This is a genomic window from Subtercola boreus (assembly GCF_003399625.1).
GTDB lineage: Bacteria > Actinomycetota > Actinomycetes > Actinomycetales > Microbacteriaceae > Subtercola > Subtercola boreus_C.
Genome location: NZ_NBXA01000028.1, coordinates 42,905 through 61,004, shown reverse-complemented (window position 1 = coordinate 61,004; position 18,100 = coordinate 42,905). Strand labels below are relative to the sequence as shown.

The following is an 18,100-nucleotide window of genomic DNA, read 5'->3' as shown; positions in this document are numbered from 1 at the left end:
GTGGCGGCGCGGGGCGGCGGGGCGGGGCGACGGCGCGGGGGCGGCGGGCCGCGTCAGGCGCCGCGGCGGAGGGGGACGCCCGCGGGGCGGAGCAGCGCCGCGAGGCGTGTCGGGCTGTTGGCGCGCTGCCAGTCCCAGCGTCGCACCGAGAGGTCGATGTTTCGGAGTCGGTCCTCCCGCAGTTTCTCCAGGTAGACGACCTCGCCCGGCGAGCGGCCCTCGAGGTATTCGGGCTTGAGGTACTTCTGGCGGCCATCCACCTCCCCGACGAGCCGGACTCCGGGCCAGTGGAAGTCGGTCGCGCCGATGAAACCGTCGGCGTCGAAGAATTCCGACTGCAGTTCGGGCATCACGAGACCAGCGAGGTGCATGCTCACCCGGCTCACGGATTCGGCCGGCGAGTCGGCGAGGTCCGTTGCGAACTCGAGAATCGCGTGAGCCCGGCGCCTGCCTCGGGTGACGCACGCAACCTCGATGGCATTCAGCATGTGTTCTCTTGTGAGGTGCCTCTTCCGTTTGCGATGGAGGACGTAGTCGGCCGAGGCGACCGCCGACCCGAAGGAGGCGCAGGCGGCAAGATCGGCCGTCGTGCGAGCCACCGTGGTGACGAGCAGCCCGTTCACCTCCACGATCTCGGCCGTGTCGAGCCGTGTCGGGTGAGCCACCGTTCCCGGTCGGGAGCGCCCGCCCGACGTGCGTTCCATGAGGCGGTGGATGTCTGTCGGCCATGAGCCGAGGATCGGGATCCCGTGGACGACCGCCGCTGACCAGTGCGAGAGCACCGGACGGGCGCCGACGGTGGTGGATGCTGCGCGACAGACGGCGAGGTACTTCTCGGCCTCATCCAGCGTGCGCCACGTGTCGGTGGCGACATAGACGCCGGGCCGGAGCCGGTGGAGTGTTCCCCGGGTCGAGGCACGCGCCAGTTCGCGACGGTGGCCTCCCGCGCGCTCGACATCGCGAACGCTGATCATCCGGGGATCGATCGACACAGTCATAAGGAGAGAATGAACCTTCGATGCAGCCGCAACAGAGGGCGCGGAGCTTTCTGTGGAGAACTCGCCGATAGAGGCGCCTGTGGAGGATTTCCGGAGATACAGAGGAAATCTCGGTAGCGTGGAACCGAAGCCGAAGAAGCCCCTCGTGGAGTCACATCAGCAGGCGAAGGGGTCAGCGCTCGGGCAGACGTCATGGCGAGTCTGATCTACTGCTGCATCACCTCGCTCGGCGGCTACATCGAGGACGCCGCGGGCTCAGTTCCCGCCGACATCGACACCGCGCGCACGCGCCTCGAGCCACGATTCGACCCCGTGGCTGCGGCCCGGATGAGGGCCGAAGCGAGCCGGAACCTCGTCGTCGTCGGCGGTGCTGCGCTCGCGGCCCACGCGCTCGCCGCGCGGCTTGTCGACGAGGTGCATCGGTTCGTCTCGCCGGTGATCGTCGGCGGCGGCAAACGGTTCCTCCCGGCGGGTCTGGATGCCCGGCTCACCCTGCTCGCCGAACAGCGTTTCGGCAACGGCGTGGTCTTCCTGCGCTGATCGGGTGCCCGGTGTGGACGGACAGCCGGGTCAGTAGGATCCGCCGGGCCAGACGGTGTCGAAGACTGGTCGAGGGACCGGCGGTCGCTAGGCTCAGCACGTGAGCATCCCCGTGGCGGCCCGGAAGCCGCGCCTCCCGCGCATCCCACGCATCTCGCGCCGCATGGCGGTCGTCGTGGCGATCGTCGTCGTTGTCTACGCGCTGGTCGGGGTGCTCTACCTCTTCAGCGGCCGGATCGGGTCGGATCTCACCATCGCTGATCCACCCGCCGGCGGGGTGAGAGTCCTGCTCGTGCCGCAGAGCGTCGATGCCGCAGGAGAGAGCATCTCCATGCGGCTCGAGCTCGATCCATCCTCGGAGCTCACCGGTGCGGACGGAGTGTCACTGGCGCAAGGCATCACGGTCGCTGTCACACCGGTCAGCGGCAGCCCGACGATCAGCTTCGCCAAAGGTTCCATACCGGGCACAACGAGTATCACCGTGATCGCACCGGGAGCTGTCGAGAACTGGCCGTTCGACACCTACCATCCGGAGGACTTCGCTGTCTTCGCCTACCTCACCGAGGGAGGTGTCGCCGAGGCCCTGCCGACCACGTTCTACCTGCAGGGTTATCTGCCTGGCTGGGGTATCTCCGACCCGAAGATCGTCGCCCCCACCGGATCCGCGACCATTCCCACCGTCGACATCACGGCCTCCCGCTCGTGGAGCACCCTCGCCTTCGGCATCCTCCTGCTCGGACTGATGGTGCTGATCGCAGCCCTTGTGCTCTACGTCTCCACCACCGTCTATCGCGGCCGGCGGAAGGTCGAGCCCTCTTTCATGAGCTGGATCGGCGCCATGCTCTTCGCGACCATCCCGCTCCGAGGCTTCCTCCCGGGTTCTCCGCCGATCGGCTCGTGGATCGACTTCCTCGTGGTGCTGTGGGTGATCGTCGCGCTGGTGACCGGTCTCGGCATCTACGTCACAGCGTGGACTCGCTGGGGCAGCCCTGTCGACATCCCCCCGATATCGGCTGCCAGTCCCACTGCCGCCGGCATTCCCACAGCCGCCGGCATTCCCGCCGCTGGCGCTCCGGCACGCGCGCCAGAAGAATAGCCCCATGGACCAGACCGACGTGCGACCCGGCGCCGACGATGCCCCCGCACGCGGCACCACGACCGACCCCGCCGACGCCAGGGGCCTCACCGCGGCCGAGGTCGCCGAGCGCACCGCCGACGGACGCACCAATGCGTTCGTCCAGAACTCCAGCCGCAGCATCTGGAGCATCGTGCGGGCGAACGTGCTCACGCTCTTCAACGGCATCGTCGCGGCCTGCTTCCTCGTGCTGCTCGTGGTCGGGCGCTGGCAGGATGCCCTGTTCGGCTTCAGCGCCGTCGCCAACGCCGTGATCGGCACGGTGCAGGAGTACAGCGCCAAGCGCGCACTCGACCGCCTCGCCCTGCTGAACGCGCCGAGCGCGCGGGTCTGGCGGGACGGCGCCGAACTCGAGGTGGCCATCGCCGATGTGGTTCTGGATGACCTGCTGGTGCTCCGCGCCGGAGACCAGGTGGCGGCCGACGGCCGGGTGGTGGATGCCCGGGGCCTCCAGCTCGACGAGTCCATGCTGACCGGCGAATCCGATGCCGTCGAGAAGACTCCGGGCACGGAGGTGCTCTCCGGCTCGATCGTGGTGGGCGGCGAGGGCCGCGCCGTGGTGGTGCGGGTCGGGGCCGACTCCTTCGCCAATCGCATCGCGAATGAGGCCAGGAAGTTCTCGATGGTCACATCTGAGCTTCGATCATCCATCAACCGTGTGCTGAAGTGGATCACCTGGATCATCGGCCCGCTCGCCCTGATCGTGCTGAACTCGCAGATGTTCGCGCAGGGGGGCTGGGGCGAGGCGATTGCCAGCGGGCGGTGGAAGGACGCGGTTGTCGCCACGATCGCCTCCGTCGTGGCCGCGGTGCCCCTCGGGCTGGTGTTGATCACGAGCATCACGTTCGCGGTGGGCGCGGTGAAGCTCTCGCGCCAGCAGGTGCTCGTGCAGGAGCTGCCAGCCGTCGAGGGCCTTGCGCGCATCGACATCATCTGCCTCGACAAGACCGGCACGCTCACCCAGGGTGACATCGTGTTCGACGGCGCGCATCCGGTCGCAGGCACCCAGCCGGACGACGCCCACCCGGGCTGGAAGCAGGTTCTGGCCTGGTACGGCGTGCAGAACGATGCGAACGCCACGGCCCGCAGCCTGAGCTCCCAGTTCGGTGATCAGCCCTCGACCGCGCCCGTCGGCACCGTACCGTTCTCTTCTGCCCGCAAGTGGAGCGCGGTCGTGTTCGACGATGGGATGTGGATCCTCGGCGGCCCCGAGATGGTGTTCCCGGATGCCGGCCGCACCGAGGTGGGCGCCCCGGCAGACGGGGCTGCGCTCGCCACCCGCGCCACCGAGCTCGCCGCAACAGGCCGCCGCACCCTCGTGCTGGCGCACGGCACGCCCACCCACGACGAGACGGTGCCAGCCGACGCCGTGCCCGTCGCCCTGCTGACGTTCCGCGAGAACATCCGGCCCGACGCCCGTGAGACGCTCGACTACTTCGCGGCGCAGGGGGTCGCGGTGCGGGTGATCTCCGGCGACAACCCACAGACCGTCGCCGCCATCGCCCGCGACGTGGGCCTCGACGCACCGCACGGCTTCGATGCGCGCGAACTGCCCGAAGACCAGGATGCCCTGATCGCCCTGCTCGAGACCACGACGGTCTTCGGGCGGGTCACCCCCGAACAGAAGAAGCGGATCGTCGTCGCGTTGAAAGCGGCCGGGCACACCGTGGCCATGACCGGCGACGGCGTCAACGACGCGCTCGCGATCAAGGAGGCCGACATCGGCGTCGCCATGAACTCGGGCGCCGCAGCGACGAAGGCCGTGGCCCGGCTCATCCTGCTCGACGGGCGATTCTCGCATCTGCCGCACGTGGTGGCCGAGGGGCGGCAGGTGATTGCGAACATCGAACGCGTCTCGATGCTTTTCCTCACGAAGACGGCCTACGCCGCATTCCTCGCGCTCGTGTTCGGGGTGCTGCTTCTCCCGTTCCCGTTCCTGCCGCGCCAGCTCTCGATCACCGACGGGCTGACCATCGGCATCCCCGCGTTCTTCTTCGCGCTGCTGCCGAATGCGAAGCGGTACATTCCCGGTTTCCTGCGGCGTTCACTGACCTTCGCCCTTCCGGCCGGGGCCGTCGTGACGCTCGGTCTGGCGGTCTTCGCCGTCGTCTCGGCGAACCTCGGAACGCCCCAGGCCGAGATCCGCACCGGCTCGACGCTCATCCTCACGGTCATCGGGCTCTGGATACTCGTGGTGCTCTCCCGCCCGGTCACCCCGTTCAAGACCGTCGTGATCGGCGCGATGATGATCGGGCTCGTGCTCGTCTACACGATTCCGATTGTGGGCGACTTCCTGCAGCTCGTCGACCCGTCGTTCGAGACCGCCGCGCTCATCCTGGTCGTCTCGGCCGGCTGCATCGGGCTCATCGAGATCGTGCGGTTCGTGCATCGTCGGCTGACAAGGCGCGACGAGATGAGGATGCTCGGCGGCCAGGCCGCGAACCGGAGCCTGCTGCACCGTCCGGCCGCGGGCGCGCCCTCAGCTCAGACCGGGACGGTGGATGCGGCGAAGTAACGCCCGCCCCGGCCGATCCAGAGCGGCAGGATGACCACGGTCGAGATCACCGCCTGCACGATCATCCCCGCGGGGCCCTGGCCGGTGTCGGCGATGAAATACACGGCGGTGAGCACGAAGCTGATCAGCAGGAGCCCGGTGACGCACCAGCGCGCGACGCGGTCGCCCCTTGCGATGCCCGAAGCCAGGGCGACGGTGAGCAGACCGAACAGCAGCGTCGCCGCACCCACGAGGGTGACGACGAGGCGTATGCCCTCGCCGTCTTCGATGACCTCGGGCAGGTAGCGCGCGAAGATCGCGAGGATGCCGAGCAGCACGTCGAACAGCCCCGCGACGTAGGTGAGCACGACGACGAGCGTCACGACCCCCGGGCGCCGCATCCGCGATCCGGCCTGCACCGCGTGGGAAACCTCTGTCATGCGCTCCAGCATACGGCCGCGCTCTCTTCCGAGCTCAGACCGGCCGATCGGAGGCGTCAGCGGTACTGCTGAATGAGCTGTCCCATCGTGGAGAGGGCCGAGACGACCTGCACCCCGACCACGATGAAGGTCACGACGACCAATCCGATGTAGGCCCAGATGACGGCGAGGCCGCGGCCGCTCTCCTTTCGCACCATGACGGTACGGCCGATGAGGTAGACGACAGTCAGGAAGCCCCACGCCCAGTGGAACCGGCGCGCGAAGCCCAGGCGGCCGAGGCGTCTCCAGTCGAAGTAGGCGCACACGACCATCCCGGCCCAGATCAGGAAGCTCAGCAGTTGGATCAGGAGGTACCCCGGCGTGAGCATGTACGAGCTGCCGAAGCTCCGGCTTCCCGGGTTCGCCAGCGCCTGGCGCATCGACTGCTCCATCACCGCGCTGAGGTTGAAAGGGATGAGGGAGAGCAGTGACACGACCGGCAGCAGCGTGAAGAGCCAGATGAACACGTTGTAGACCGGCGTCGACGCGGTGACCGTCGAGGTCGCCGCAGACGCGACGTACGGCTGGTTCTGGAGGTGCTCGGTCCACTGCACGCCGTCCCACCAGCGGAACGTCGGCGAGCCCGGCGCGGTCGGGTACCAGCCGGGTGCCGCGGCACCGGCGGGAAGACGGTTCGGATCGCGCTGGGGATCATGAATGTCGGTCACGGTCAGCCTTTCGAGGGGGTGCACTGCGCTGGGTAGGGGTCGCTCGCCCGGGGGCGACCCCGTCGTGGCGCACTCGACACATTAGCGCTCCGGGCGGGGTGAGGCGCTAGGTTCGACCTATGCGGCTTGGCGTTCTCGATATCGGATCCAACACGGTGCACCTCCTCCTCATCGACGCGCACCCGGGGGCACGGCCGATCCCGTTCGGCTCGTTCAAGCGGGCGTTGCAGCTGGTGGCCTTCCTCGACGACGACGGGGCGATCAATGAGAAGGGCCAGCGCGAGCTGCTCGACTTCATCACCGAGGCGGCTGCCTTCGCACGCACGCACGACGCCGAAGACCTGCTGGCGTTCGCCACGTCGGCCATCCGTGAGGCGGCGAACGGTGAGGCGGTTCTCGCCCGCGTGTATGTGGAGACGGGCATCCGACTCGCCGAGCTGAGCGGGCCGGATGAGGCGGCGGCCACGTTCCTCGCTGTGCGGCGCTGGTACGGCTGGGGTTCGGGCAACATCCTGAACCTCGACATCGGCGGCGGGTCGTTCGAGCTCGCGATGGGGGCGGATGAGCATCCGGAGCTCGCGCTGTCGGTGCCACTCGGTGCCGGCCGACTGACCTGGGACCACCTGCCGGGCGATCCGCCGAGCGCGAAGAGCGTGAAGGCGGCGAGGCGATACATCCGCGAGACGCTCGAGGAGCCGATCGCGGCGCTCAGGCAACTCGAACCGGCGACGATCGTGGCGGCGACCTCGAAGTCGTTCCGGTCGCTGGCACGCATCACGGGGGCGGCACCGCGCGCGGCGGGCCCGTACGTCAGACGCGAGCTGCACCTCCGCGATCTGACGCTCTGGGCGAACCGCCTGGCAGCGATGAGTGTGGCCGACCGGGCTGAGCTGCCGGGGGTCTCGGATGTTCGCGCGAAACAGATGCTCGCTGCGGCCCTCGTGGCGGAGGCCGCGCTCTCGGGCCTCGGCATCGCGGTCGCCCAGATCTGCCCGTGGGCCCTCCGGGAGGGCCTCATCCTGCAGCGGTTCGACCAGCTGCGAGCCCTCTGACACCAGTCGCCCCCCGCCCCAGCCGGGCGCCCTGTAGGATGAAGACCTGCCCGACCACGTGGTCTGGGGACGGTCAGGCGGGCACAGAGTGTCGTGCAGATCCGAGGCTCGAAACCTCCAGCATCTTCGTTTCTTCAGAAGCCTGGGGGTTTCTCCATGTCCGACGCACTCCGCCTGCCGAACGCGATCCGCCTGCCCAACAGGTGGCTCTCGCTCGCCGTTCTCGCGCTCACCCAGCTCGTGGTGGTGCTCGACGCCACCATCGTCACGATCGCGCTTCCGGATGCCCAGGCCGAGCTCGGGCTCAGCGACCTCGAGCGCCAATGGGTCGTGACGGCTTACGTTCTGGTCTTCGGCGCGCTGCTGCTGCTCGGCGGCCGTGTCGCCGACTACTGGGGCCGCAAGCGGGCGTTCCTCGTGGGCCTGCTCGGCTTCGGGATCGCATCGGCGCTCGGCGGGATCGCCCAGAACGGCACCGAGCTGGTGATCGCCCGGGGGCTTCAGGGCCTGTTCGCCGCGCTGCTGGCCCCGGCCGCGCTCGCCCTGCTCACGGTGACCTTTGCTTCGGGCAAGGACCGCAACACCGCCTTCGCCGTGTTCGGCATCATCGGTGGTAGCGGCGCGGCGGTGGGACTCATCCTCGGCGGTGTGCTGACCGAGTTCACCAGCTGGCGCTGGTGCCTTCTCGTCAATGTGGTCTTCGTGGTCATCGGATTCATCGGCGGCATCCTGTACCTGCGTGAGAGCCGATCGGAGGGCGAGAACCGCCTCGACATCGGCGGCGCCATTACTGTCACCCTCGGCCTCGGCTCGCTGGTCTACGGCTTCAGCCTCGCGGAAGACGGCTGGGGTTCGGCCAACACCATCGGTTTCCTCGCGCTCGGGGCGGGGCTCCTGGTGCTCTTCGTCGTGATCGAGTCCCGAGTGGCGCAGCCGCTCCTGCCGCTCCGGGTCGTGGCCGACCGGGTTCGAGGCGGAGCGTTCCTCATCCAGGCGATCATCGGCAGTGTGCTGATCGGCGCCACGCTCTACCTCACGTTCCACTTCCAGATCGTGCTCGGCATGCGCCCGCTCACGGCGGGGCTCGCGAACGTCGCGATGACCATCGTGATCCTGCTGGTCGTGCCGTTCCTCACCAAGATGCTGCCGAAGATCGGCCCGCGGCCCCTGCTCATCGTGGGACCACTCGTCGGTGCGGCCGGCCTCTGGTACCTCAGCGGCATCACGCCCGGCGGCAACTACTTCACCGAGGTGCTGCCCGGGCTCGTGCTGCTCGGCATCGGGCTCTCGATGCTCTTCGTCACGCTGCAGAACCTCGCCCTGGCCGGTGTTGCTCCGCACGACGCCGGTGCGGCATCCGCCACCGTCAACGCAGCGCTTCAGATCGGCGGATCGATCGGTGTCTCCGTGTTCACTGCGATCTACGCCGGTGTCGAGAAGTCATCCCTCGAGTCGGGCGTTCCGATGTTCGCGGCCTTCACCGACGGCTATTCGGCGGTCTTCGTCGCCGCTGCGATCGTGATGGTGGCGGCATCCGTGATCGCCGTGATCTTCATCCGCGGCTCGAAGAGCGAGCTGCTGCCGCAGGGCGAGCAGCAGCTCGCCGCGCACATGGGCTGACGCGCCGGCGCCGGCGCCCGCGCCTCCGCCGCCCGCCCGCGCGCGACCCGTCGAGGCGAACCACCACGATCGAGTGGGCAGTTCGGGCCCCTTGGGGGCGATCTGCGGGCCGAAACTGCCCACTCGAGCATCCGGCAACCGCCCGGTCTTCCGCGGGCGGGCCGGCGGGCGTATGTTCGGGGCATGGCAACCTCGAACGAATGGACCTTCGACGGAACCGACGGTGAACGCGTCGCCCGCACCTGGGGCGGTGCCGCCGACCGCGGCGATGCCCCCGAACCCCGGTATGTCGTGCTGCTCGCGCACGGTTACGGCGAACACATCGGGCGCTACGAGTACGTCGCCGACTGGCTGGTGTCGCGCGGCGCGATCGTGCACGGCGTCGACCATGTCGGCCACGGCAAGAGTGCCGGCGAACGGGTGCTCGTCGGCGACTACGAGGATGTCGTGGCCGACCTGCACACGCTGTTGGAGCTCGCCCGGGCATCCGCACCCGGCTCGGCCGGCCGGGCAGACCTTCCCGTCGTGCTCATCGGGCACTCGATGGGCGGCATGATCGGCGCGCGTTTCGCCCAGCGCTACGGCGGAGAGCTGGCCGCGCTGGTGCTCTCCGGCCCGGTGCTCGGCCGCTGGCAGGTGGTGGATGACCTGCTGCTGCTCGACCCGATCCCCGACACCCCCATCGAACCGTCGACCCTCTCGCGCGACCCTGCGGTCGGCGAGGCGTACGTGGCCGACCCGCTCGTCTGGCACGGTCCGTTCAAACGGCCGACCCTCGAGGCGCTGAACGCCGGCCTTGCGCTGATTGCCCGCTCCGGCGACCTCGGCGCCCTTCCCACGCTCTGGATCCAGGGCTCGGATGACCAGCTCGTGCCGCTCGTCGACAGTCGTGCCGGCATCGAGGTGATCGCGGGTTCGGCGCTCACCGAGCACATCTTCCCCGGGGCGCGCCACGAAGTGTTCAACGAGACGAACCGGGACGAGGTGCTCGGCACGGTGACCGACTTCGTCGACGGGGTGCTCGGCGGCTGAGGATGCTCGGCCGGCGTGCTGCTCAGCCGGCACAGGGCTCAGCCGGCGTTGTGTTCAGCCGACGTTGTGCTCAGCCGGCGTGGGGCTGGCCCGTGGACGCGCTCGTTCCGCCATCGACGGCGAGGATCGCGCCCGTGATGTACGCGGCATCCGCACTCGCCAGGAACAGCACGGCGGGTGCGATGTCGTCGGGCGTGCCGGGGCGCGCCAGGGCGACGCGGTTCGTGAACGGGGCGAGCGCTTCGGGGGTCGCCGCCATGTGGTCGGTCATCTCGGTGAGGGTGAAGGCCGGGGCGACAGCGTTCACTCGCACGCCCCGGGCGCCCAGGTCGAGGGCGAGCGACTGCACCATCGCGTTCACCGCACCCTTGGTGGCGTTGTAGGCGGCCTGGCCCCAGTCGCCCCGGAGCCCTGAGACCGAGGAGACGGCAACAATGTTGCCCTGTGAGGCGACGAGGTGGGGGAGGGCCGCCTGCACCGAGAACACCACCCCGTCGATGTTCGTACCCTTCAGCGTCGCCCATTGCGGGTCGGTGAGTTCGTCGATCTCTCCGCCGAAATACACGCCCGCGTTGGCGACCAGCACGTCGAGGGCCCCGAAACGCTCCACCGTCGTCGCAACGAGGGCGTCGACGTCGGCTCGCGCGGCGATGTCGCCGGGCATGACCAGGGTGCGGGCATCCGGGAACCCGCTGATCGTCTCCGCCAGGGCTTCCGCACGTCGGCCCGAGACGACCACGTTCGCATCGTTACCGAGAAAGTGTCGCGCGATCGAACGGCCGATCCCGGAGCCGGCCCCGGTGACGATGACGGTCTTCCCGCTGAAGGCGTACGTGTTCGTGGTGGTCACGGGGCTCCTCTGGTCGGCTTCCTCCAGACTGGTCACGCGGGGTCAGGGTGCGGCGACCGGTCCCACGTTCATCCAGTCGACGGTGTTGCTGCAGGCGAGGATGCCCGCGGACGCCACGAAGAACGCGGTGAACGAGTGCGGCGGGTAGATGCGGTAGCCGTCGCCCGGGACGACAGTGCAGTTGCCGGCGAGGGGCCCGCCGGCGGCATCGATGTTGGTCTGCTGGAGCGGGGCGGAGACACTCTGGCCCGGCTGCAGGGTCACCGTGGCGAGCGTCTGGTCGGTCTGCCTGGCGGGGGAGCCCAGCTGGGTGCCGTTGCCGTCGCCGACGATCGAGACCCCGGGTGCGCCGCGGAGGTCGCAGGCGCCCGCGCCCGTGTTGGTGAAGTCGACCGTGAAGAAGACGGACCCCGCTGCCGCGCCGCCCGCGGCCGGGGTGACGGCGACAGCCAGCGCACTGTCGGCACACTGGCCGGCCGGGGCGTCCGGGTCGACCTGGCCACCCGCCGTGGCAGTCGGGGTGGGGGTGCCGGTGGCGGTGGATGTCGCGGGAGCCGTCGGTGCGGAGGTGACGGTGGTCGTCGTGGTCACGGTCGGCGCGGGTTGACCGGCCGCGCATCCGGTGACGGTGAGGGCGGCGGCGGCAACGACGAAAAGTGCGGCTCGGGTGTTCATGCCCCCCACGCTAGCCCCCGCCAACGACGGGGGCGCGTCACTGGCCGCCAAATGTGCCGGTCCAGTCGCTCCCGCTAGCCTGAGAACATGGACGAGGCTCGGATCGACGTGACGACGGTCGAGATCATCGGCGGCGCGGAGGCGGGGAGACTCGAACTCCACAGCTACGACGAACACTGGGTCAGCGCGTACCTCGATCACCGGCGACGCATCGCGGAAGCGCTCTCGGCTGTGCGCACTGACATCGAACACATCGGTTCCACGTCGGTTCCGGGGCTGGCCGCGAAACCGATCGTCGACATCGTCGTGACGGTCGACGACATCACCGCCGAGGAGGACTACCTCCCGGCTCTGCTGGCCGCCGGATACGAGCTGCGCGTGCGGGAGCCCGGGCATCGTCTCGTGCGCACACCGGAACGGGATGTCCACGTGCACATCTACGAACGGAACGCCCCTGCCGTAGGGGAGTACCTCCTGCTCCGCGACCATCTTCGCGGCGACCCGCGCGACCGCGCCCTCTACGAGAGCACCAAGCGGGAGCTGCTCAGCCGGCAATGGAACGACATGAACGAATACGCGGAGGCCAAGACCGATGTGATCCGCGAGATCAAGGCGCGGGCGAGGGCGGCGCGCGGCGACTGATCCGCGCGGTGCGGCGAGCCGCCCCCGCGCGGTGCGGCGAGTCGCGCCGCGGGATCTACTCCTGCGGTTGGGTCGTGTGAGCGGCGAGCCAGCTGACGGTCTGCGCGAGGGCGGCCTGCGCGTCGGGCAGTTTCAGGTGGAACTGGTACTCATGGGGGAGCTGTGGCTCGTGGTCGGCCGGCCAGAACAGCTCGGTGACATCGACCCCGCGGGCCTTCAGAGCGTTGCTCATCGGCACCGACTCGAGCCAGGTCAGTTCGTCGCCGTTGCCGCCGCTGATGTAGGTGGGCGGAAGATCGGCCGTGACGAAGTCGATCGTCGACATGGTCGAGCCGACGGAGGTCGACGACCACTTCTTCGTGCCGGTGTATGCCCAGAGCGAGACCTGGAGTCCCCACGCGAAGATACCGTCGAGCTCCGCCATCGAGGTCATGTCGTACACGCCGCAGTTCAGGATCATGCCGCGCAGCTGGTTGGCGGAGAGCGCAGGGGTGATGCCGAGCAGATTGGCGTAGTCGGCGTTGTCGGTCAGCACGGCCAGTTGGCTGGCGAGCTGGGCCCCGGCGGAATCACCCGCCAGGACCAGTTGGGTGGGATCGACGTTCAGCTCGGCGGCATGGCTGTTGATGTAGCCCAGGGCATCGTTCAGCTGGAAGACAGCGGTCGGGTAGGTGGCTTCGGGGCCCCGCGAGTAGTTGACGCCGATCGTCGTGTACCCGTGCGCCGCGAGGATGCGCAGGTAGGGTGCCACGTTCTCCTTGCTGCCCGCAATCCAGGCCCCGCCGTGCACCCAGACCACCGTGGGAAGGGGCTTCGTGGCCGAGGCGGGAGTGTAGGCATCCAACTGTGTGTCCACCCCGTCGTCGCCGTACTGCACGTCGAGCTGCTCGGTCAGTGGGGTGTCGGTCACGAAGGGTTCCATCTCCTTCACGGCACTGTTCCCGCCGGCCTCGAAGACGGCGCGGATGAGCATCGCCGACGGCCACGACGTTCCGGACGTCACCAGCAGCACCACGAGCAGGATCGCGGCCACTACGGCCAGGCGGAAGGCGGCCCGGGATGACAGGAGGCCGGGCCGGACCATTCGTGCGGATCTCGACATGCCTGAAGTCTGTCGGGCATCCACCCCCGGTGTCCACTCTCACCGAGTGATGACGGCGACCCGCTCTTCGACGACCTGCTGCAGAAGGCGGGCATCGAGGTCATCCCGATCATCCGCGACGCCGTCGACTACTGAGGCGCGCCGCCGGCGCGTCAGAACCGCCTCAAATGGTTGGAAAGGCGGTCCGGGCAAGCAAGAGCGTGAGTCTGCCCGCTTCGAACAACTCTCGAGGTGTTTCGGAGAGGTCGCCGCAGGGTGCGACCCACCATTCAAGAACGCCCGATCGCCGGTCGTCGTCATCGAGGGTGCTGGCCAGGTGCTCGTAGAGATCAGCGTTGATGGCACCGACGAGCGGATGTATGTCGCCAGAACGGGCGTCGATCTGAAAGGTGGGAAAGAATTTAGCCTCGCCCACCGATGTCCACATGAGGGCATGGTGCTTCGTGAGGTAGTTCAGCCAGCTCCGTCGCCCCTTCGGCTCTCTACTGTGGAGGAGGTCGCGCAGGGTTGCAGTGCTTGCGACGGAGAGACCAGCGAGCAGGCCGATGCGTCTGGTGGTTGCGGGGTCGCGTCGATAACTGTCCGACCAGAGGCTGGCCTCGCCCCATCCTGCTGGGAAACCCAGAGCGTCCAGATCGATTCTGAGTTCCAGGGTCCGGGTCTGGATCAGGTCGCGGACACGGAGGCGCCACTCGGATTCAGGCGTGATGCGAGCCAGGAGGAACGAGAGGATGGAAATCGTTCCGTACAGTCGGCGTCGCGATTTCTCGGTCAGATGCGCCAGTTCGGGGATGCGGGGCACCGCGGCCAGCTCAACGTCGAAACTACGATTCCAAAGCCGTGAATGGTGGGCGCAGAGGTTTCTCACGTACCTGATGTGGTTCAGCCAGTTGGACAGAAGGGCGACGTCACCCTTGCCGTCCTTCCCCAGAAGATCGAAACCGACAGCGATGGAGGCACGGTCATCTTCGGAGGCACCGTCGTACAGCTGTCCGAGAGTTCCCAAGGACATGACCTCGGTCGCCACCCACACAGGAAGGTGTGGGCCATATATGGCGCGGAAATGCGCCGCGAAAGCCTCTCGGGAACGGCGTTCCTGTTCGTCGAATCGCACGAGCCATTCCTGATGTCTCGTCACAGCTGTTCGTTCTGGACGCACTGCAGCGAAAGCCGGGTTCAAGGACGCCGGATCGCGATGAGCAAACGTGTTTCGACGGCCCAAGGTGTGGCCGATCTGGAATCGAAGTGCGATTTCGACAGTGTCCAGCGCCTCGAAGATCGCTGTGCGAAGGTCGCGATCGAAGTCGTAGATGGCGCAGACATGCTGCAGCATCGTCCCGGGCAGGAAGGTCGACGACACCATCGCGTGGCCGATCTCGTCGACAAGACGCTCGCGGAAGGGGTACCAATACCCTGAAAGGCGGTAGTACCCGATTCGCGTCAGCAGGCTTTCCGCCTCAGCGCGGTCGCCCACATCCATGCCGCGAGAGGCGAGGAGCGTGACCTGCTCGCGTACGGTCAGATACGGTTTGGTGTAGGTACTGTCGGAGTGCATGTTAAAGAAAACTAGCCGCCTCCCGGTGAAGGGATAGCGACTAGCCGTGTTGAGGAGAGAATAACACACAAGTCTGAGAATGCTCTGCGGATGTGTGCTCGAAGCTGGCTGCGCCGTCGCCCGCGCTGGCCCGCTGCCGAAACCTCGAGGCGCGTCAGAACTGCCAGGGGTAGGGGCCCCAGTCTGCCTCGCGCTTCTCGAGGAACGAGTCCCGGCCCTCGACCGCTTCGTCGGTTCCGTAGGCGAGCCGGGTCGCCTCGCCTGCGAAGATCTGCTGGCCCACGAGCCCGTCGTCGACGGCGTTGAACGCGAATTTGAGCATCCGGATCGCCGTCGGCGACTTGCCGAGGATGGTGTTCGCCCAGGCGTAGGCCGTCGACTCGAGCTCGGCGTGGGGCACGACCGCGTTGACGGCGCCCATCTCGTAGGCGCGCTGGGCGCTGTACTCCTCGGCGAGGAAGAAGATCTCGCGGGCGACCTTCTGCCCCACCTGCCGGGCGAGGTAGGCACTGCCGTAGCCGCCGTCGAACGAGCCGACATCGGCATCGGTCTGCTTGAAGTGGGCGTGCTCCGCGCTCGCGATGGTGAGGTCGCAGATCACGTGGAGGGAGTGACCGCCGCCCGCTGCCCAGCCCGGGACCACGGCGATGACGACCTTCGGCATGAACCGGATGAGGCGCTGCACCTCGAGGATGTGGAGCCGGCCCGTGGAGTGCGTACCGTCTTTGTACTGGTAGCCGTCGCGGCCCCGGATGCGCTGGTCGCCGCCCGAGCAGAACGCCCACTTGCCGTCCTTCGGGCTGGGGCCGTTGCCGGTCAGCAGCACAACGCCGATGCGGGTGTTCTGGCGGGCATCCTCGAGCACCCGGAACAGTTCGTCGACCGACTGCGGGCGGAACGCGTTCAGCACCTCCGGCCGGTTGAAGGCCACCCGGGCGACCCTGCCCGCGGTGTCGTGGTGGTAGGTGATGTCCGTCAGGTCGGAGAAGCCATCGACGGGCATCCACACGGATGCATCGAACAGGTCGGAAACGTTGGTCATGACGACAGCTTATTCAGCCGCGCGGTCGGGCGGGCCGGGCGGCTGACGAGTCGTTCAGCCGCCGAGCGTGACGCGCAGGATCTTCTCGTCGCTGTTGTTCGGCACGCTGTCCTTGTCTCCGAGAGTGCTGGTCGTCAGCCAGAGCCCTCCGCCCGGCGCAGGCTCGACGGTGCGGAGCCGCCCGTAGGTGCCGTTGAAGAGCACCTGCACGTTCGTCAGGGCGGTGCCCGAGATGACCTCCCGGTAGAGCCGGGTGCCCCGCTCGCACGCCACATAGAGCACATCGCGCACGATCGCGATGCCCGAGCAGGAGCCCTCTGAGGTGGGATACGTCTGTGCGGGGGCGCGGTAGCCGGCCGTGCCGCAGGTACCCGTCGTGCCCTCACAGGCTGGCCAGCCGTAGTTGCCGCCCCGCACGATGAGGTTCGTCTCGTCCATCACGCTGTTTCCGAACTCCTGCTCCCAGAGGCGTCCCTGCGAGTCGAATGCCAGGCCCTGGGGGTTCCTGTGGCCGTAACTCCAGACGTAGTTGCCGTAGGGGTTGTCGCCAGGCACGGTGCCGTCGGCGTTCATCCGCAGCACTTTGCCGTTCAGTGAGGCGAGGTTCTGCGCGTTGTCGCCGTTCTGGGCGTCGCCGGTGCTCGCGTAGAGCTTCCCGTCCGGGCCGAAGCGCAGGCGCCCACCGTTGTGGAACTTGTTGCGGAGGATTCCGGTCAGCAGCACCTGCTCGCTGGACGCCACGAGAGTGTCGTTCTCGACCTTGATGCGAACGATGCGGTTGTCGGTCGCGGTGGTGTGCATGATGTAGAGCCAGTGCGTGGATGCGAAATCGGGGGCGATCGCCAGCCCGAGCAGCCCGCCCTCACCGTCGGTGCTCTCGACGTTCGGCACCGTCCCGAGGGTCGTCTTCGCCCCCGTCGCCGGGTTCAGGTGGGTGATGTCGTGGGCGTCCCGCCGACTGTAGAGGATCGACCCGTCGGCGAGTGTGACGAGGCCCCACGGGATGTCGGTGTCGACGCCGACCTGGCTGACCGAGCAGACGGCCTGGGCGCATCCGGAGCCGGTCTTCACTGACACGGAGGCGCTGTGCGTCGACACGTTCGCCTGGCTGTCCCGCGCGACGACGAAGTAGCCGTAGGTCGTCGCCGGGGCGAGTCCGCTGTCGACGAACGTGGTGGCGGGGGCCGCGGATGCCGTGCCGGTCACCGCGCCGACCTTCACCGAACCGCGATAGATGTCGTAGGCCCGAACGCTGATGTTGTCGGTCGAGGCCTTCCAGTTCAGTGTGACCGCCGTTCCCGAGGCGGCTGCCGTGAGCCCGGTCGGCGCGGTGGGCGGCTGCGTGTCGGCCTGGCAGTTGGGAGGGGTGATCGACACCGTCTGGCTCGCCTGGGACACATTGCCCGCGGCATCCCGTGCATTCACATAGAGCCCCCACGTCGCACCCGCGACCACCCTCAGGTTCGCGCGGCGGGTTGGGGCGGCCACCGAGGTCATCAGCTGGCCGTCGTGGTAGACGTCGTAGAAGGTGACGCCCACATTGTCGGTCGAGACGGTCCAGCCGAAGCCGACGCTGTTGCAGGTGAGCGTGCTGATGTGGGCGTCGCCCGGAATGCTCGGCGGGGTGGTGTCGGGCACCAGGCTGGTGCTGAATTTCTGGCCGGCGCTGCCGTTGCAGGTCAGCATGCCCACGGGGGTGCTGTTGGCTGTGGCGCCGCCGGTGACGTCGAGGCAGAGGCCCGACTCCAAGCCGGTGATCGTGCCGTTCGCGTTCAGTCGCCACTTCTGGTTCGCGCCGCCGTTGCAGGTGTAGATCTGTGCGCGTGCGGGGGAGGTGGTGACGTGGCTGGCGACGTCGAGGCAGCGGGTGTCGCCGAAGGCCTTCAGCTCGCCGGCGGTGCTGAACGTCCAGCCCTGGTTGGGCTGGTTGTTGCAGTCGTAGATGTTCATGCCCGTGCCGGGTGTGGCCACGTTGCCGGTGACGTCGAGGCAGCGGCCGGAGGGGGTGCTCAGGATGCGGGCGGGGGTGGCCGCGCCCGTGGTCGATACGGCCTGGGCCGCGGCGGTGGCAGCAGCCTGGGCCGGGGCGACCGCGGGGCCGGCGAGGGTCACGGCCAGCGTCAGCGCGACGAGGGCGGCGCCCAGGACGACAGGGCGGGAGCTTAGGAATCGGTGCAGCGACATAGCAGGGCCTCCGCGGCCGAGGCTACTCCCGA

16 protein-coding genes are annotated in these 18,100 nt (G+C 68.3%); 7 read left to right on the top strand and 9 right to left on the bottom strand.

Features of this window, described 5'->3' with window-relative positions:
* Window positions 1-53: 53 nt before the first annotated feature.
* Window positions 54-998 carry a type IV toxin-antitoxin system AbiEi family antitoxin domain-containing protein gene (locus tag B7R21_RS20255; RefSeq protein WP_172592236.1) on the bottom strand — a complete coding sequence of 315 codons (945 nt, stop codon included), beginning with the start codon at window positions 996-998 and terminating at the stop codon, window positions 54-56.
* A 192-nt stretch (window positions 999-1,190) separates the two neighbouring features.
* Between B7R21_RS20255 and B7R21_RS16580 the strand changes: the two genes are divergently transcribed.
* From B7R21_RS16580 to B7R21_RS16570, 3 genes are all read left to right on the top strand, one after another.
* Window positions 1,191-1,538, top strand: coding sequence for a dihydrofolate reductase family protein (locus tag B7R21_RS16580; RefSeq protein WP_116284369.1), 348 nt, complete (start codon window positions 1,191-1,193; stop codon window positions 1,536-1,538).
* Between the two features lie 100 nt (window positions 1,539-1,638).
* Window positions 1,639-2,634 carry a DUF4436 family protein gene (locus tag B7R21_RS16575; RefSeq protein ID WP_116284368.1) on the top strand — a complete coding sequence of 332 codons (996 nt, stop codon included), beginning with the start codon at window positions 1,639-1,641 and terminating at the stop codon, window positions 2,632-2,634.
* A 4-nt stretch (window positions 2,635-2,638) separates the two neighbouring features.
* The gene (locus B7R21_RS16570; RefSeq protein WP_116284367.1) at window positions 2,639-5,188 is read left to right on the top strand and encodes an HAD-IC family P-type ATPase; all 2,550 of its coding nucleotides are present in this window, start codon (window positions 2,639-2,641) and stop codon (window positions 5,186-5,188) included.
* Here B7R21_RS16570 and B7R21_RS16565 read toward each other — a convergent pair.
* Window positions 5,158-5,607 carry a DUF7144 family membrane protein gene (locus B7R21_RS16565; protein ID WP_147305933.1) on the bottom strand — a complete coding sequence of 150 codons (450 nt, stop codon included), beginning with the start codon at window positions 5,605-5,607 and terminating at the stop codon, window positions 5,158-5,160. The genes B7R21_RS16570 and B7R21_RS16565 overlap by 31 nt on opposite strands.
* Window positions 5,608-5,663: 56 nt before the next feature.
* Entirely contained in the window at window positions 5,664-6,314 is a 651-nt protein-coding gene (locus B7R21_RS16560) for a DUF2510 domain-containing protein (protein ID WP_172592235.1), read from the bottom strand.
* Window positions 6,315-6,433: 119 nt separating this feature from the next.
* Between B7R21_RS16560 and B7R21_RS16555 the strand changes: the two genes are divergently transcribed.
* The 3 genes from B7R21_RS16555 (at window position 6,434) to B7R21_RS16545 (ending at window position 10,018) form a co-directional block, all read left to right on the top strand.
* Entirely contained in the window at window positions 6,434-7,366 is a 933-nt protein-coding gene (locus tag B7R21_RS16555; protein ID WP_116284364.1) for a Ppx/GppA phosphatase family protein, read from the top strand.
* Between the two features lie 156 nt (window positions 7,367-7,522).
* Complete coding sequence (locus tag B7R21_RS16550; protein ID WP_116284363.1) at window positions 7,523-8,986, top strand: MFS transporter; 1,464 nt, start codon at window positions 7,523-7,525, stop codon at window positions 8,984-8,986.
* A 183-nt stretch (window positions 8,987-9,169) separates the two neighbouring features.
* Window positions 9,170-10,018, top strand: coding sequence for an alpha/beta hydrolase (locus B7R21_RS16545; RefSeq protein ID WP_116284362.1), 849 nt, complete (start codon window positions 9,170-9,172; stop codon window positions 10,016-10,018).
* Window positions 10,019-10,088: 70 nt separating this feature from the next.
* On the opposite strand, the gene B7R21_RS16540 is transcribed toward B7R21_RS16545, so the two are convergent.
* Window positions 10,089-10,868: an SDR family NAD(P)-dependent oxidoreductase gene (locus B7R21_RS16540; RefSeq protein ID WP_116284361.1), complete on the bottom strand. Its 780-nt coding sequence runs from the start codon at window positions 10,866-10,868 to the stop codon at window positions 10,089-10,091.
* A 42-nt stretch (window positions 10,869-10,910) separates the two neighbouring features.
* Entirely contained in the window at window positions 10,911-11,543 is a 633-nt protein-coding gene (locus tag B7R21_RS16535) for a DUF4232 domain-containing protein (RefSeq protein ID WP_116284360.1), read from the bottom strand.
* An 87-nt stretch (window positions 11,544-11,630) separates the two neighbouring features.
* Here B7R21_RS16535 and B7R21_RS16530 point away from each other — a divergent pair, with 87 nt between their 5' ends.
* Window positions 11,631-12,185, top strand: a complete 555-nt coding sequence (locus B7R21_RS16530) for a GrpB family protein (protein WP_116284359.1) — start codon at window positions 11,631-11,633, stop codon at window positions 12,183-12,185.
* Window positions 12,186-12,240: 55 nt separating this feature from the next.
* On the opposite strand, the gene B7R21_RS16525 is transcribed toward B7R21_RS16530, so the two are convergent.
* From B7R21_RS16525 to B7R21_RS16510, 4 genes are all read right to left on the bottom strand, one after another.
* Window positions 12,241-13,287, bottom strand: a complete 1,047-nt coding sequence (locus tag B7R21_RS16525; protein ID WP_116284358.1) for an alpha/beta hydrolase — start codon at window positions 13,285-13,287, stop codon at window positions 12,241-12,243.
* A gap of 163 nt (window positions 13,288-13,450) precedes the next feature.
* Window positions 13,451-14,842, bottom strand: a complete 1,392-nt coding sequence (locus tag B7R21_RS16520; protein ID WP_116284357.1) for an Abi family protein — start codon at window positions 14,840-14,842, stop codon at window positions 13,451-13,453.
* A 154-nt stretch (window positions 14,843-14,996) separates the two neighbouring features.
* Window positions 14,997-15,884 (bottom strand): 1,4-dihydroxy-2-naphthoyl-CoA synthase, encoded by an 888-nt coding sequence (locus B7R21_RS16515; RefSeq protein WP_116284356.1) that lies wholly within the window; start codon window positions 15,882-15,884, stop codon window positions 14,997-14,999.
* 54 nt (window positions 15,885-15,938) lie between these two features.
* Window positions 15,939-18,068: a PQQ-dependent sugar dehydrogenase gene (locus B7R21_RS16510; protein ID WP_116284355.1), complete on the bottom strand. Its 2,130-nt coding sequence runs from the start codon at window positions 18,066-18,068 to the stop codon at window positions 15,939-15,941.
* Window positions 18,069-18,100 lie beyond the last annotated feature (32 nt).

What these genes read in the sequence shown, in the direction of transcription:
- B7R21_RS20255 (WP_172592236.1), bottom strand. Translation starts at nt 998, where the DNA reads ATGACTGTGTCGATCGATCCCCGGATGATCAGCGTTCGCGATGTCGAG.
- B7R21_RS16580 (WP_116284369.1), top strand. Translation starts at nt 1,191, where the DNA reads ATGGCGAGTCTGATCTACTGCTGCATCACCTCGCTCGGCGGCTACATC.
- B7R21_RS16570 (WP_116284367.1), top strand. Translation starts at nt 2,639, where the DNA reads ATGGACCAGACCGACGTGCGACCCGGCGCCGACGATGCCCCCGCACGC.
- B7R21_RS16565 (WP_147305933.1), bottom strand. Translation starts at nt 5,607, where the DNA reads ATGACAGAGGTTTCCCACGCGGTGCAGGCCGGATCGCGGATGCGGCGC.
- B7R21_RS16555 (WP_116284364.1), top strand. Translation starts at nt 6,434, where the DNA reads ATGCGGCTTGGCGTTCTCGATATCGGATCCAACACGGTGCACCTCCTC.
- B7R21_RS16550 (WP_116284363.1), top strand. Translation starts at nt 7,523, where the DNA reads ATGTCCGACGCACTCCGCCTGCCGAACGCGATCCGCCTGCCCAACAGG.
- B7R21_RS16545 (WP_116284362.1), top strand. Translation starts at nt 9,170, where the DNA reads ATGGCAACCTCGAACGAATGGACCTTCGACGGAACCGACGGTGAACGC.
- B7R21_RS16535 (WP_116284360.1), bottom strand. Translation starts at nt 11,543, where the DNA reads ATGAACACCCGAGCCGCACTTTTCGTCGTTGCCGCCGCCGCCCTCACC.
- B7R21_RS16530 (WP_116284359.1), top strand. Translation starts at nt 11,631, where the DNA reads ATGGACGAGGCTCGGATCGACGTGACGACGGTCGAGATCATCGGCGGC.
- B7R21_RS16525 (WP_116284358.1), bottom strand. Translation starts at nt 13,287, where the DNA reads ATGTCGAGATCCGCACGAATGGTCCGGCCCGGCCTCCTGTCATCCCGG.
- B7R21_RS16520 (WP_116284357.1), bottom strand. Translation starts at nt 14,842, where the DNA reads ATGCACTCCGACAGTACCTACACCAAACCGTATCTGACCGTACGCGAG.
- B7R21_RS16515 (WP_116284356.1), bottom strand. Translation starts at nt 15,884, where the DNA reads ATGACCAACGTTTCCGACCTGTTCGATGCATCCGTGTGGATGCCCGTC.
- B7R21_RS16510 (WP_116284355.1), bottom strand. Translation starts at nt 18,068, where the DNA reads ATGTCGCTGCACCGATTCCTAAGCTCCCGCCCTGTCGTCCTGGGCGCC.